Here is a 13523-nt window from a genome sequence, read left to right on the forward strand (position 1 = left end):
TCACTCCTCAAATAAAGAAAAGGCGACTCTCTGGTCGCCTTGTTACATCAATTTGCTAACGCTGCCTTCTGGGCCTGAATCAACTGCTCAATGCCGCCTCGCGCCAGCGCCAGCAGCTGCAGGAGCTCATCATGGCTGAACGGCTCGCCTTCCGCCGTGCCCTGCACCTCAATCATGCGGCCATCTTCCGTCATCACCACGTTCATGTCGGTTTCTGCCGCAGAGTCCTCTACATACTCCAGATCGCACAGCGCTTCACCGGCGACAATTCCCACGGAGATCGCCGCGACCATGCCCTTCATCGGGTTCGCTTTCAGTTTGCCTGCGGCAACCAGCGCATTCAGCGCATCCGCCAGCGCCACACAGGCACCGGTGATGGATGCGGTACGGGTGCCGCCATCGGCCTGAATCACGTCGCAATCCAGTGTGATGGTGAACTCACCCAGCGCCTCCAGATCCACCGCGGCACGCAGTGAACGGGCAATCAGGCGCTGAATCTCCAGCGTGCGTCCGCCCTGCTTGCCTTTGGCTGCTTCACGCGCCATACGGCTGTGGGTTGAGCGCGGCAGCATGCCATACTCTGCGGTTACCCAGCCCTGGCCCTTGCCTTTCAGAAAACGCGGTACGCCCTCTTCTACGGTTGCGGTGCACAGCACTTTGGTTTCGCCGAACTCAACGAGGACAGAGCCTTCCGCGTGTTTTGTGAAGTGACGGGTAAGGGTAACGGGACGCACTTCAGAAGTGCTACGGCCTGCTGGACGCATGATTTCTCTCCGGCTTGCATAGGTTTGGCTGCGCATTATACGGACTTCACGCCCGGCTGTCCTGCCCGCGTGCGTGCCGTATCGCCGTGTATCAAACCGCCACGCACACCAGCCCATCTACGCGCATAACGGATTGCTGGTCAAACCGCGCTTTATAGCGTTCACGTAGTGCATTGATGGTTTCAGAACCGGGCACATCCGGCTGATGAACGATCACCAGCGCTTTGCGGTTCTCCCCCTGCGCTTTGCCGTCGTATATCACGTAGTCATTGTTAAAACGCGGGGTCACTTCATCGGCCACAAACTGCTGCCACTCATTCAGGCTGACAGGCGCGCCGCTGGCACGTTTCAGACCAAACCACAGCGTGGTTTGCATCATGACCTCACCGGAACCGCATACCGCAACCGGTGCCGTATGGGGGGGAATGTGTGAAAAGGAGGAGTCGGCAGGCGCCTGACAGCCGGCCAGTATCAGGGCGATGCCTAACGGCAACGCCAGCTTTATCAACATCATCGCCTCAAAAGTTGTCTTCATCACTCCTGTCATCATAGAAGCCAACGGGCCATTCTGACATCATTTTTGCCTTAAGCTGCTTCAGTTGTTCATTATCCGAATAATGGACGCTTTGTAAGGCATCAGGATTTACCCTGTCCGGTACAAACGGGCTTAACCATGAATATGGCTACGATGAAGAGACATACCAGAGTGAAAAGCGCGATCGTTACTTATTATTCATCTACATATAATCGACGGATTAACATTATTCCCGATTACATAGCGTTTATCCTGCAAGCGGTATATCCAGCCATAATTCACATGCCCGCGTCCTAAGCCGGCAGAGATATAGCGCTCAATGCTCACAGGATCTGCGCGATTACCGATGTTATAGGCGATTGCGGTGGTTTCCGTGCGTAACGCCGCGCCAGATAAGCTATGACTCAGTTCAAATGACACATCCACCGGTTCACGACGCTGCAACGTCTGGTCAGGCGTGTAATAACTGATCACGCCGCTGTAGTTGCCGGTGGCGTGCAGAATGCGGTTCTGCACTTTCCAGTGACCCCGGGCCACCACCATACGATTGGCTTCTGAGGTGATCAGTAGAGTATCCGCACTGCAGTGCGGCAGATGCCGCGCCAGCTGGGCGTACAGCTCTACGGCCAGGATCAGCATCAGCGCTACCAGTCCGCCCTGCCACAGCAGGGTTAATCGGCGATGAGCATGGTGACCGAGCGGCATGATGCGTCTCTCTGTTCAATAAGGTTATGACAGATAAACCAGCTAAAGCGGCCGGTCAGCTGCGTATGGTTGATGTAAACATGGCGTTCATCCGGATCCGGCTGGGCAATAGCGGCCAGCTGACGTGTTAACAGTTGGATGTTATGCTCCACCGCTTTCTGATCGTCCGGGTTATCTTCCCGCTGCACATACCAGCTAAGATCGCCCTCCTGGCTGTGCAGTTTGTAAGAGACCGCCACCACATCGCGCAGCGCTACTACTTTCATACCAAGCAGCGCCAGAACGAATACCAGTAATGCTCCGGCCAGCATGCCCATGAGCATGATGGTCAGGCGGCTAAGGCGGCGTGGCGGTACCCTTGGGCTGTCTGCTTCGGTTTGCGCCGATGGTGTATTAACGCCAGGCACTGTCGCATACTGTGTCTCTGGCGCGCTTTGCTCAACTGCCGACGGATGCTGCCATACCTCAACCGCGACGTTTTCGTGCAGGCGATAGCCCCGGCGATGCACCGTAACAAAGATTTCCCCCTCTACCCTGAGCTGCAAAAACTGTTTACGCAGCATTGAGAGCATCTGACGCAGCGAGTTATCGGTGAGGTGCACTCCCAGGCTGCGCCAGCTCTCTTCCAGCAGTGCATCATGGGTGATGATTTGACCAGGATGCTGTAAAAAAAGCGCCAGACAGCGCGAGGCGCTGGCGTTGAGCGTCAGCACGTTGTCGCCGTTTTTTAGTACTCGCGCGTTGGGATCAAAAATCAGCTGCTGATTAATCCTCCACATCATCAACCTCAGGGATACGTCAGATAAAATGTTGCGACGATCGATGCGCTGCGGCGTCACCACGCTGAACGCCGTCTGTCGTCAGATCCACAGAGGCAAAACGACACACTGCCGACGCGCCTTAAGCGAACAGGAGAAGCGGTGCAAGAACGGGGGTGTTACCGTCTACCAACATTTCTTTGCCCGGTTAAACGAATGGCTCAACTGCACCTGATTGATTGAGCAAGGGGCGTCAACGATTGCACCTTTAAAGGCCACCGTACCGTTATCCTATCCTGCAGCCGGCACTCACTCTGCGCGCAAAGAGATACCCAACCTGGTGCAATAATCAGATGATCTCTTTTCATTTGACAGATCCCGATTGCGATAACGTTATCTGCAAGACATCGGCACCCTGCAAATAGAATTGATTGGGTGTATTACGATGACGCTTTTAAAAATTCATCCTGACAAAGGTTCGGAAAAATAACTCCGCTACTACGTTTTAAAGGGTGTAAAAGATAAAGATCGGCTTTCGAAAGAAACAGCATCTTGTCATGCATAATTAGAAAACATCCACAAAGTGGCCTGGATAAGCTCCTGAATTAGATTTAAAAATATAAAATTAAACAATCAACAATATGTTTTCATTTTTTTATAAATAAATTCAACGCATATTATTTTCTGGAAAGAGCTTTTCCCCTCCCACTGCTATCAACGCCCCCTCCAGTGACTGACATTCGATGCAGGAGACTGATTATTCCACTCACATAAATGGATTAACGGGGGAAAGAGCAAGGTTATGACAAAGGCAGCATAAATAAAGGCTAAACGTTATGCCTATCATGGCTGGCTGAGCACCGCTATAATCGGATTAACATTCACGAGATGAGTACAAAATTATGATCCGCAGTATGACAGCCTACGCCCGCCGCGAAGCCAAAGGCAGCTGGGGCAGCGCCGCCTGGGAGCTTCGTTCGGTTAACCAGCGCTATCTGGAGACCTATATCCGCCTGCCGGAGCAGTTTCGTAGCCTGGAACCCGTGATTCGTGAGCGTATTCGTCATCGCCTGACGCGCGGCAAGATTGAGTGCAACCTGCGTTTTGACGCTGACCCCAGCGCCCAGGGCGAACTTCAGCTTAATGAATCGCTGGCGAAGCAGCTGGTGCAGGCGGCGAACTGGGTGAAGATGCAGAGCGATGAAGGTGCCATCAATCCACTGGATATTTTACGCTGGCCGGGCGTGATGACCGCGCAGGAGCAGGATCTGGATGCCATCAACGCGGAGCTGCTTAGCGCACTGGATGGCGCACTGGATGACTTTATTATTGCGCGTGAGACGGAAGGCAACGCCCTGAAGGCGCTGATTGAGCAGCGTCTGGCGGGCGTCACGCAGGAAGTGAGTAAGGTACGCGCGCAGATGCCGGAAGTGATGAAGTGGCAACGTGAGCGTCTGGTGAGCAAGCTGGAAGACGCCGAAGTGCAGCTGGAGAATAATCGCCTTGAGCAGGAGCTGGTGATGATGGCGCAGCGTATTGATGTGGCGGAAGAGCTGGATCGTCTTGATGCGCACGTTAAAGAGACCTACAACATCCTGAAGAAGAAAGAGGCCGTTGGCCGCCGCCTCGACTTTATGATGCAGGAGTTCAACCGCGAGTCGAACACGCTGGGATCAAAATCGATCAATGCAGAGATTACCGCTTCAGCCATTGAGCTGAAGGTGCTGATTGAGCAGATGCGTGAGCAGATTCAGAACATTGAGTAATTTCCACCGCTATCCGCTAAAATCCATAAGCCCATGTTAAATGGGCTTTTTTGTGCAATTGATTTTCCAATAACGAACATATCTATCCACCAAAATCCACAATTTTTTGGAGAGTGGATTGGTAAGTAGTTTCCGTTTAATAGTCAAAATGCATGAGTTATACGTAACCACTCCTCACCACAAATGGTAACTCTTTACACACAAAGGGTGACCTGCCCCCAGTATTAGATACAACCTCAGTTAGTAATGTCGGTTGGTTTTTCTTCATGTTTTCTGTTTCGCCAGCATGCTGCAAATTCGAGCGGCGTCTGGTAATTCAGCGATGAATGAGGCCTGAACTCGTTATAGTCCTGCCGCCAGTCATTAATGATTTTCCGGGTATGAAGAATATCGCTGAACCAGCGCTCATTCAGGCATTCATCCCGAAAGCGTCCGTTAAAACTCTCAATAAATCCGTTCTGTGTTGGCTTACCCGGCTGGATAAGTCGCAGTTCTACGCCATGCTCAAAAGCCCACTGATCGAGCGCACGGCAGGTAAATTCCGGGCCCTGATCGGTTCTTATCGTTGCCGGATAGCCACGAAACAGCGCGATGCTTTCCAGAATACGCGCGACCTGAACGCCTGAAATACCGAAAGCGGCGGAGATCGTCAGACGCTCCTTCATGAAATCATCCACGCAGGTCAGGCACTTAATCCGGCGGCCGCTGGCAAGTGCATCCATGACAAAATCCATCGACCATGTCAGGTTAGGCGCATCCGGGCGGAGAAGCGGAAGCCGCTCAGTCGCCAGACCCTTACGGCGTCGCCTGCGTTTTACACCCAGACCGTTAAGGTGACAGATGCGGTAAACCCGCTTGTGGTTGACGTGAATGCCCTCACGACGCAATAACTGCCAGATGCGCCGGTAACCAAAGCGGCGACGTTCAGGTGCCAGCTCTGTGATGCGCAGAGACAGTTGCGCGTCAGCAGCCGGACGCTGAGCCGAATAACGGCAGGTTGAAAGGGACAGACCAGCCAGCCTGCAGGCACGGCGTTGCGACAGACCAGTTGTCTCACACATGACTTCTACGGCCTCCCGCTTCTGGTCTGTCGTCAGAACTTTCGGCCCAGAGCCACCTGAAGCGCCTCCTTATCCGGCATGGCTTCAGGTGGCAGCATCCTGAGGCGGGCGTTCTCTTCTTCAAGTGACTTGAGCCGCTTCACTTCGGGGACTTCCATGCCGCCAAACTTCTTGCGCCAGGTGTAGAAGGTAGCGTCTGAAATAGCATGCTTGCGGCAGAGTTCCCGGGTTGAAACTCCTGCTTCGGCCTCACGGAGAATACTGATGATCTGTTCGTCGGAAATCGCTTCTTCATGGGGATGTCCTCATGTGACTTATGAATACATTACTAACATCGCGGTGTATTAATCAACAGGGAGCAGGACATCATAGCTTCATAGTACAAATGTTAATAAAATTTAAAAAAGATGAATTCCTTCGTAGATTATGATGAGTTATAATTTAAAAAATTGATGAAGGAGCTAAAATCATGAAAGATTTAATTACTAAAGAAGATCTGAAAGCCCATGGATTTACTGAATCCCAGGTAAGTATTCTTCAAAAACTTGCTGAAAAAGATAATAAATCTTTTACATCCCTTCTTGAAGAGTTAAAAAAAAGATTTTATGCCGGAATCTTTTTATTTTCCTTGATGACTGTCGTGTTAATCATATCAGGTATTAACTACGAAAAGGGTCATTTTACAGGCATTGCTATTGCTTCAATATTTTTATATGCATCAGTAATATTTTTAATTCCAATGCGGTTTGGCTATAAAGCAATGAAATTTATGAGATCGCGGAAAAAGTCTTTTTAATTGTTTTCATTTCCCCCAGTATGAAGATCATACATCAGTTTCAATTTCGGCCCATTACTAACAATTTTTAAAGCCAGAGAGGCTTTGCTTATATTGTTAAAGTGACGGGCGTAGTCAGTGGGTATATTTCTGAATAATCTCCAGGCATCAGGCTTAACAGTAAACTTTAGTAGGCCATATGCTGAAAGTCCCACATCCATTGCCGTGTAAGCTTCACGCCCTATCGTTGCATCAAAGCCAAGAAATTCAGCTGAGGCAATATAACCCTCTTTAACCATTCCGGTATGTTCCTGCTCTCCGAGCAGCGAATAAACACTCTCTTCAACAGAGTTAACTCCGTGCATAACCAGGAACAGCCCTGCACCCGCCCCCACAACATTACCTGTTACGAAAGAAGCTACAAAGAGTCCAACTCCCGTTACAACCTGAAAAGCTCCGGTTACTACACCTATGCCGTTGATAATGTATCCCAGTTCGTTCTGATAACCCTTGACCAGTTCGACTGAAGCATGGACTACAGCTTCACCGCTTCTAAGCATACGATCCTGAATTGACAAATAGTCTTGTTCAATCTTCAGGTTTTGTAGACATTCCTGGCACTCTATTTCTGATTTAGAGTTACGAATAGTATGAAGCTGATTATCAATAAATTGTTGGATCTGATTTTGAAACTGTACTCGTGCAAAACCATCCTTGAGGTGAATAGCCGAGATAAAATTAGCTTGGCTAGTTAGCTGATTAGCTTCAACATTTGCCATAACTAAGAAATAATTAAGGAATCTGCTGTTGTCAAGATAGTTGTCCATGTCATAACCCTGTGCGATTATAGATCCAGTAATACATTTAACCAGATCAAGTCGAAAACGAAAAGGGGAGGCTCTAATGAACACGGATATTTACTTGAAAATTGACGGCATCACGGGTGAGGCAAAGGACAGTAATCATACTGGCTGGATCAATATTGATTCGTTTACGTGGGGCGCGAGTCAGCCTGGAAATATATCTGTAGGCGGTGGTGGCGGAGCGGGTAAAGTAAGATACCTTGACCTTAGCGCACAAGCGCCGATCGATAAGGCTACCCCGGCTGTAATGAGGTATGTTTCTAACGGAAAGCATATTGCTAAAGTCGAACTATCAATCTGCAAAGCGGGAGGTAGTCAGGTTGAATACTGTCGTATCACCCTGGAAGATGTGATCATTACTAATGCAATTTTCAATGGCTCCTCGCAAAGAGAGGCAATTGGCATGACTTACCAGTTCCAGGCATCCAAAGTCAAAACACAATATTGGGAGCAATCTTCAACTGGTGGTAAAGGGGCTGAATCTCAATCAGGCTGGAATATAAAAGAGAACAAAGAGAGCTGATTTTCACATTTATATTTCTTCAGGCACTCTCAGGAGTGCTTTTAAGTAAGCATCATATCCTGCTGGGCAGATACGTTTCACGCCAGCTTAAACGGCAAGAGATTGGCGTACATGCTGAGATAATCGGTGTCATAATGGAAAAAATATCTGGCTGGGTAAAAAGCGCACGCCGTCTATGAGGTACAGGCAGGTTCTGACTACGCGATAAATCGTCCAGACTTTGCTATAGCTACTGCCGCAGAGAGCTCTATCTGAGGTTTCGAACTTTTTTGATTATTGTACCAGGAACCATACGGCTATGTGCCAACTCAGGTGTACAGACGTTCGCAATCAGAGCGGTAGACCAATATTTCAATTTCTCAATGTAAGGATTATCATCTCATTGATGAATAGCTGTGTCTGAAACTGACCTAAAATGACGTAACGCTGGCGCTTTTAAATCGACAAAAACATTCCCACCCGTCTGTTTTATAAGTGTTTTAAACCCAATCCGATTCACATTAGCCCCGGAACCTTTCATCATCAATCAATCCTCTGAATCCTGAAGATTGCAGAGTTTACGTATTTTACACGGCACTATTTGTTAAAGTGCTGGTCGAAGTTAATACAGTTGTACCGCACCAGGAACCCATGGACTGTCTTCTTTGCGCGTTACAGTTACCCCAAACATGAAGGCGCTATGAAGAAAACTGGAAAGTTCTGTTCCAAACTGTTGCATCCCCGCTACTGGTTCACCTGGTTCGGGCTGGCCGTACTCTGGCTGCTGGTGCAGCTTCCTTATCCTCTTTTGATCCGGCTTGGCGCGAATGCGGGCAGGCTGTCACGGCACTTCCTCAAACGTCGCGAACGTATCACCCGACGCAACATTGAACTCTGCTTCCCCAACATAAATGAAGCAGACAAAGAGGTGATGATCGCCGGCAACTTTGAATCACTTGGCATGGCGCTGGCAGAAACCGGCATTGCGTGGTTCTGGTCTGATGCCCGTGTACGACGCCTGTTTCAGGTTAGTGGCATCGCGAACCTGCAGCATGCGCAAAGCCAGCAGCGCGGCGTAATGGTTATTGGCGTGCACTTTATGTCACTGGAGCTGGGCGGTCGCATCACCGGGCTGTGCCAGCCAATGATGGCGATGTATCGTCCGCATAACAATCAGGCCATGGAGTGGGCGCAAACCAAAGGGCGCATGCGATCCAATAAGGCGATGATCGATCGTCGCGATCTGCGTGGCATGGTGCAGGCCCTGAAGCAGGGCGAAGCGGTATGGTTCGCACCCGATCAGGATTACGGCCCGAAAGGCAGCGTATTTGCGCCACTGTTTGCCGTGGAGAAAGCGGCAACGACTAACGGTACCTTTGTGCTTTCGCGTCTGGCCAAACCCGCGATGCTCACTATCGTGCTGATCCGCAATGCCCGTAAGGATGGCTACCAGCTGATTATTCAGCCGGAACTTGAAGGCTATCCCTATGAGGATGAAGCTGCTGCCGCTGCCTTCATGAATAAAGTGATTGAGAAAGAGATTCTGCGCGCGCCGGAACAGTATCTGTGGCTGCATCGCCGTTTCAAAACCCGTCCACCGGGTGAAGCTTCTCTTTACGTCTAATCGCGACTGGTCAATGATAGTCCGCACTGTGGAATCACTTGCGGACTATCATGATGGATCAGAACCATACGGCCGGCTGGCTGCGACCGCTTCAGGCTGACCGCCTTACCCCTTTCCTTGAAATTGATGCAGCGCGCCTGCAGCGCAACCTGCAACAGATGCAGCATAAAGCCGATAGCGCTGGCGTGACGCTGCGACCCCATATCAAAACCCATAAAAGCGTCTGGATCGCTGAGCAGCAACGCCGGCTTGGTGCTCGCGGCATTACCGTCTCCAAACCCAGCGAAGGCATCGCTTTTATTGAAAGCGGTGAACGCGATCTGCTGCTGGCTTATCCCATCGTGCATGCTGATTCGTTAATCGCCCTGCTAAGCGCAGCGGTGCAACATCAGGCGCGCGTCACCTGTATTGCTGATTGTGCCGCTGGCGTTGACGCGATTGCTGCTGCGCATGCGCGTCAGCCAGAGTGTCCGCTGGCGATTGCCATCAAAGTGGATGTGGGCCTGCACCGCATAGGCGTTGATCCGCACAGCGATGCGCCGCTACTGCTGGCGCAGCAGATCAGCGCAAGCGGCTTACCGTTTGCCGGGCTGGTATCGCATGCAGGACACGCGTACGGTGCCGGCAATCCATCGGCTATCGCCGCTGTCGCGCAGCAGGAGATCGCGCTAATGCTTGGCTTACAGCAGCGCCTCAGCGAAGCGGGCTTTGCACCCTGTCCCATCTCTGTTGGCGCTACGCCAACAGCCCTTGCGGCGCCCGTGGCTACCGGCAGTGACGAAATCCGTCCCGGTAATTACGCGTTATTAGACCTCACCGCGTGGCGCCTGGGATTGTGTACGCCAGACGCACTGGCGCTTACGGTGGTGACACGCGTCGTGGCGGTGAATCCGCATTTCGCAATCGTTGATGCCGGCTCTAAGATGCTGAGCTCTGACAAAGGCCCGCATGGCACCAATGCCAGCGGTTTTGGTATCGCCGTGGACGAAGACGGCAACCAATATGAAGTACTCAAACTTTCAGAGGAGCACGGCTTCCTGCGTTATGACGATCGTGCGCCGCCGGTCGGCGCACTCCTGCGCATCTTCCCGAACCACAGCTGTGCTGTGGTGGCACAGTCCGATCGCTTTGTGCTGCGTCAGCCGGACGGCTCGGCACAGGAGCTGGAGATTCAGGGGCGCGGTAAGTTTATCTGATCCAGTTATTCTGGCGGAAACCGTTGTTACGCCACACTTCTGTCACCGGGCCGTTTGCAGCCCGGTTTCCTTCAGTTAAGTTAAACGTGCTTTATCAGGTTCAATTTGCCGTTTACCTGCTAACTGGAGATCCCATGCTGCCATCGCAAACTGTCACCGTGACCATTCCCCGCAACTGGTTAGATCTATACGAAACCATCTGGAAACCTGAATGCTTTGCCAAATGGGCCAGCGGCCTGAGCAGCAGTACGCTCACACAGGAGGGCAACGCCTGGAGAGCCAAAGGGCCGTCCGGTTCAGTAAAAATCCGTTTTACCCCGCATAATCCGTTTGGTGTGATGGATCACTGGATTGATACCGGCACCGGTAAAGAGATCTATATGCCGATGCGCGTGATTGCAAACGGCCAGGGTGCCGAAATTGTGATGGTGGTTTATCGCCAGCCGCTGATGTCAGATGAGAAGTTTGCACAGGACGTTGCCTGGGTAAAACGCGATCTTAATCAGTTACTGCATCTGTTAACACATTAAAATCAATAGATTATATAAAGCGCAAAAACTTTAGCCTCCACTGGAAGCAATACGCCAGCAGGGACATTTTTTTTACGCAACAGTGTTTAACTGTTTTGTAGACTTCATATCGGATTACTGCGTTAATCACCAGTCTGGCTAAAGCGTCGTCATTGGGAAAATTCCTGGTGACGGCTTTAGTACAATCATTGGTTGCTTATGATTTAACACGGTTTTTTAGCATTCGGGTCAGGCCGCCTTTTTCATCGCGGATAATATGCGAAGAGCGACTAATAAATCGAAAGCGTAACCGCTTATATATTCTCATCCATATTCTGAAACCATTTATTCCTGAAGTTGATTTATAGGACTTTTCTTATGGTGTTAATTTAAATAAAACACGGTATAACTCTTTCACACACAGCAACACCTAATAATAACAACAGCAGGGAAATAACATGGATCGCTCGACATATCCTTTGTTATCTGAAAAAGAATTTGTTGAGATTGCCAGAAGGATGCTGGCCGGGGAATATAATAATGCAAAGGGATTTTATAACGATCTCGCGGATTTCCTCCTTACCGGAGGAGATACCGTGCAGACGGCAGAAGAGTTTAGCGCCAGGGGCATCGCTTTATATTCAGAACATCCCTTAATTGAGTGCATTTATATGTGGCAATCGCTGAAAGGTATCTCGGGATTGCGCCAGGAAGCACTTCATTAATGTGATCTGTCCGCCGCGCTGACGCCCGGTGAACCCTCAATTGCACTGGTACATGTACCATAATGAGCAGAGTATGGCGATACGTGAGAGAAACCTGACGAACGCAAAATGGTCGCTTTTATCATCGATAAAGATCGTCGGTATTGGTGTTTTACAACTGTCACTTCTGGCACAAATATTACAGGCCAACGAACTAAATTTGCTTGCGATTGCAATCGTAACACTATTAGTTATTGATACGCTGGCCGATCGCGGATTTGGTAATAGCCTTATCCGTCATCAAAGCCTCAGTAATAGCGAGCTCTCCGTGCTTTACTGGGGAAATGTTTTAGCGGGATTATTTATTTTCGCGGTGCTTTTTGTGGGCAGCGATATGTATAGCCGCCTGATGGCTCAGCCTGAATTAGCCATTATGCTGGAAATGATCTCAGTGATATTTATTATTATTCCGCAGGGACAGCACTATCGCGCTATTCTGCAGCGGGAAAAACAATTTACGCGCATTGCTTTCACGGAGATCTCTTCCGTGCTGGCCGGGCTGGCTGTCACGCTGTTTACCGTGTGGTTAACGCCGTCAGTTTTGTGCGCTATCTGGGGCTACCTCGCGATGGTATCCATCAGAATGCTGGTCTACTGCTACTACGGTCGTTCATGGTTTCAGCCGGAATACCGTTTTAGCCTGAAAGCTTTCGCCGCAGTGCGAGCAAGAAACGGATAATAACTACAAGTCTGTATGGTGGGCTCTGTGCATCTCAGGATGCGTTCGCGTGCTGGTCGCCCGGCACGCTTTTTTCTTTTTACGCTTCCAGTAACTCTTCCAGCGAGTGCAACGCCATCTCACTCAATTTACCGTTGCGATGCAGCCGTAACCAGCTGACCAGCATACGTAATTCATCGATCACCATGAACAAATCCGCCATGTCATTTTTACTTTTGACCTGCAGACGTGTCAGCGCATTGAGCTTATGAGCGTTCACCGTTTTATGACTGATGCCCAGTCGCCCGCCAATATGCTCGGCGCTGTAACCCCATGCCATCATTAAGAGTACGCGCAGTTGCCGATCCGGCAGCAGGATATCAGCGCCATCCGGTAATGGCAGAGGCGTCACGCCGCTGAAGCAATCGATCAGATAATTAATTAATACAGTGCGCGGTGATTTCAAATCAAGCACGCTGAGCGTTGGCAGGTAGCGGCTTAACGCATACATCACTGGCAATAGTCTTCGGGTCAGGACCAGAACCGGCATCGCCGGAAATTGTTGCTGCAAGGCGTAGAGCACTTTAAACGTGCCGGCCAGCGGCATATTTTCATGAAAGATAAAGATCAACAGGCGCGGTTTTAGCTTTTCGCACTGTGAAATTACCGTGCTGAGTGACCAGAGTTCATGCACATGGCTGTTAAACGGTAAGCTGCCGAGCAGGCTCTCCAGCCCCAGTGCCGCCAGTTTGTCGGAAGAGAAATAGAGAATGTCGTCGTGATGGTTTTTCATGCCTGTCCAAAGTTGCTGCGCTGCGGGCCCGGGATAGTGCGCCTGTTGAGCAGGCATTAATCAGGTACGACACAGTTAAGGCTAAACTTAAGTCAGAATGAGGCCGTTGTCGCGGTGTCCCGCCAGAGCTGTCAGATGAGGGTACGGCACTCAACCCCGACCGCCTGGCGGGACGGCCACTTCAGCGGGATGAGCATTGTCATGCCAGGCGGCCTGTACCAGATACACGCATCACTTATCCTTATGCGAA

Annotated in this window: 14 protein-coding genes and 1 pseudogene; 8 read left to right on the top strand and 7 right to left on the bottom strand. The window is 50.4% G+C overall.

The window, feature by feature from the left end; all coding sequences use genetic code 11:
* Window positions 1–47: 47 nt before the first annotated feature.
* From rph to HA48_RS03705, 4 genes are all read right to left on the bottom strand, one after another.
* Window positions 48–764, bottom strand: coding sequence for a ribonuclease PH (gene rph / locus HA48_RS03690; RefSeq protein WP_128599834.1), 717 nt, complete (start codon window positions 762–764; stop codon window positions 48–50).
* A 91-nt stretch (window positions 765–855) separates the two neighbouring features.
* Window positions 856–1299, bottom strand: a complete 444-nt coding sequence (locus tag HA48_RS03695) for a DUF3574 domain-containing protein (RefSeq protein ID WP_341864963.1) — start codon at window positions 1297–1299, stop codon at window positions 856–858.
* Window positions 1300–1497: 198 nt separating this feature from the next.
* Complete coding sequence (locus HA48_RS03700; RefSeq protein WP_128599835.1) at window positions 1498–2004, bottom strand: hypothetical protein; 507 nt, start codon at window positions 2002–2004, stop codon at window positions 1498–1500.
* Window positions 1971–2846 carry a winged helix-turn-helix domain-containing protein gene (locus HA48_RS03705; protein WP_128599836.1) on the bottom strand — a complete coding sequence of 292 codons (876 nt, stop codon included), beginning with the start codon at window positions 2844–2846 and terminating at the stop codon, window positions 1971–1973. The genes HA48_RS03700 and HA48_RS03705 overlap by 34 nt, the downstream gene beginning before the upstream one ends.
* A gap of 818 nt (window positions 2847–3664) precedes the next feature.
* Here HA48_RS03705 and HA48_RS03710 point away from each other — a divergent pair.
* Window positions 3665–4528, top strand: a complete 864-nt coding sequence (locus tag HA48_RS03710; RefSeq protein ID WP_128599837.1) for a YicC/YloC family endoribonuclease — start codon at window positions 3665–3667, stop codon at window positions 4526–4528.
* 236 nt (window positions 4529–4764) lie between these two features.
* On the opposite strand, the pseudogene HA48_RS03715 reads toward HA48_RS03710, so the two are convergent.
* Window positions 4765–5884 (bottom strand): annotated as a pseudogene (locus HA48_RS03715) (IS3 family transposase).
* Window positions 5885–6058: 174 nt separating this feature from the next.
* On the opposite strand from HA48_RS03715, the gene HA48_RS03720 reads away from it, so the two are divergent.
* The gene (locus HA48_RS03720; protein WP_128599839.1) at window positions 6059–6385 is read left to right on the top strand and encodes a hypothetical protein; all 327 of its coding nucleotides are present in this window, start codon (window positions 6059–6061) and stop codon (window positions 6383–6385) included.
* Here HA48_RS03720 and HA48_RS03725 read toward each other — a convergent pair.
* On the bottom strand, window positions 6382–7191 hold the full coding sequence (locus tag HA48_RS03725) for a DUF4225 domain-containing protein (RefSeq protein ID WP_128599840.1): 810 nt from the start codon (window positions 7189–7191) through the stop codon (window positions 6382–6384). The two genes, HA48_RS03720 and HA48_RS03725, sit on opposite strands and share 4 nt — an antisense overlap.
* 76 nt (window positions 7192–7267) lie before the next feature.
* Between HA48_RS03725 and HA48_RS03730 the strand changes: the two genes are divergently transcribed.
* The 6 genes from HA48_RS03730 (at window position 7268) to HA48_RS03755 (ending at window position 12501) form a co-directional block, all read left to right on the top strand.
* Window positions 7268–7750, top strand: coding sequence for an Hcp family type VI secretion system effector (locus HA48_RS03730; RefSeq protein WP_128599841.1), 483 nt, complete (start codon window positions 7268–7270; stop codon window positions 7748–7750).
* A 679-nt stretch (window positions 7751–8429) separates the two neighbouring features.
* Window positions 8430–9353, top strand: a complete 924-nt coding sequence (gene lpxP / locus HA48_RS03735; protein WP_128599842.1) for a kdo(2)-lipid IV(A) palmitoleoyltransferase — start codon at window positions 8430–8432, stop codon at window positions 9351–9353.
* Between the two features lie 53 nt (window positions 9354–9406).
* The gene (locus HA48_RS03740) at window positions 9407–10549 is read left to right on the top strand and encodes an alanine racemase (RefSeq protein ID WP_425270654.1); all 1143 of its coding nucleotides are present in this window, start codon (window positions 9407–9409) and stop codon (window positions 10547–10549) included.
* 134 nt (window positions 10550–10683) lie between these two features.
* Window positions 10684–11079, top strand: a complete 396-nt coding sequence (locus tag HA48_RS03745) for a polyketide cyclase (RefSeq protein ID WP_128599844.1) — start codon at window positions 10684–10686, stop codon at window positions 11077–11079.
* Between the two features lie 437 nt (window positions 11080–11516).
* Window positions 11517–11783 carry a hypothetical protein gene (locus HA48_RS03750; protein ID WP_128599845.1) on the top strand — a complete coding sequence of 89 codons (267 nt, stop codon included), beginning with the start codon at window positions 11517–11519 and terminating at the stop codon, window positions 11781–11783.
* 73 nt (window positions 11784–11856) lie between these two features.
* Window positions 11857–12501, top strand: coding sequence for an oligosaccharide flippase family protein (locus tag HA48_RS03755; RefSeq protein ID WP_128599846.1), 645 nt, complete (start codon window positions 11857–11859; stop codon window positions 12499–12501).
* Between the two features lie 79 nt (window positions 12502–12580).
* Here HA48_RS03755 and HA48_RS03760 read toward each other — a convergent pair whose 3' ends face one another.
* A complete protein-coding gene (locus HA48_RS03760; RefSeq protein ID WP_128599847.1) occupies window positions 12581–13273 on the bottom strand; it encodes a response regulator transcription factor in 693 nt (230 codons plus the stop codon).
* Between the last annotated feature and the right edge of the window lie 250 nt (window positions 13274–13523).

It is taken from the genome of Pantoea wallisii (assembly GCF_002095485.1).
In the GTDB taxonomy this organism is placed as follows: Bacteria; Pseudomonadota; Gammaproteobacteria; order Enterobacterales; family Enterobacteriaceae; genus Pantoea; species Pantoea wallisii.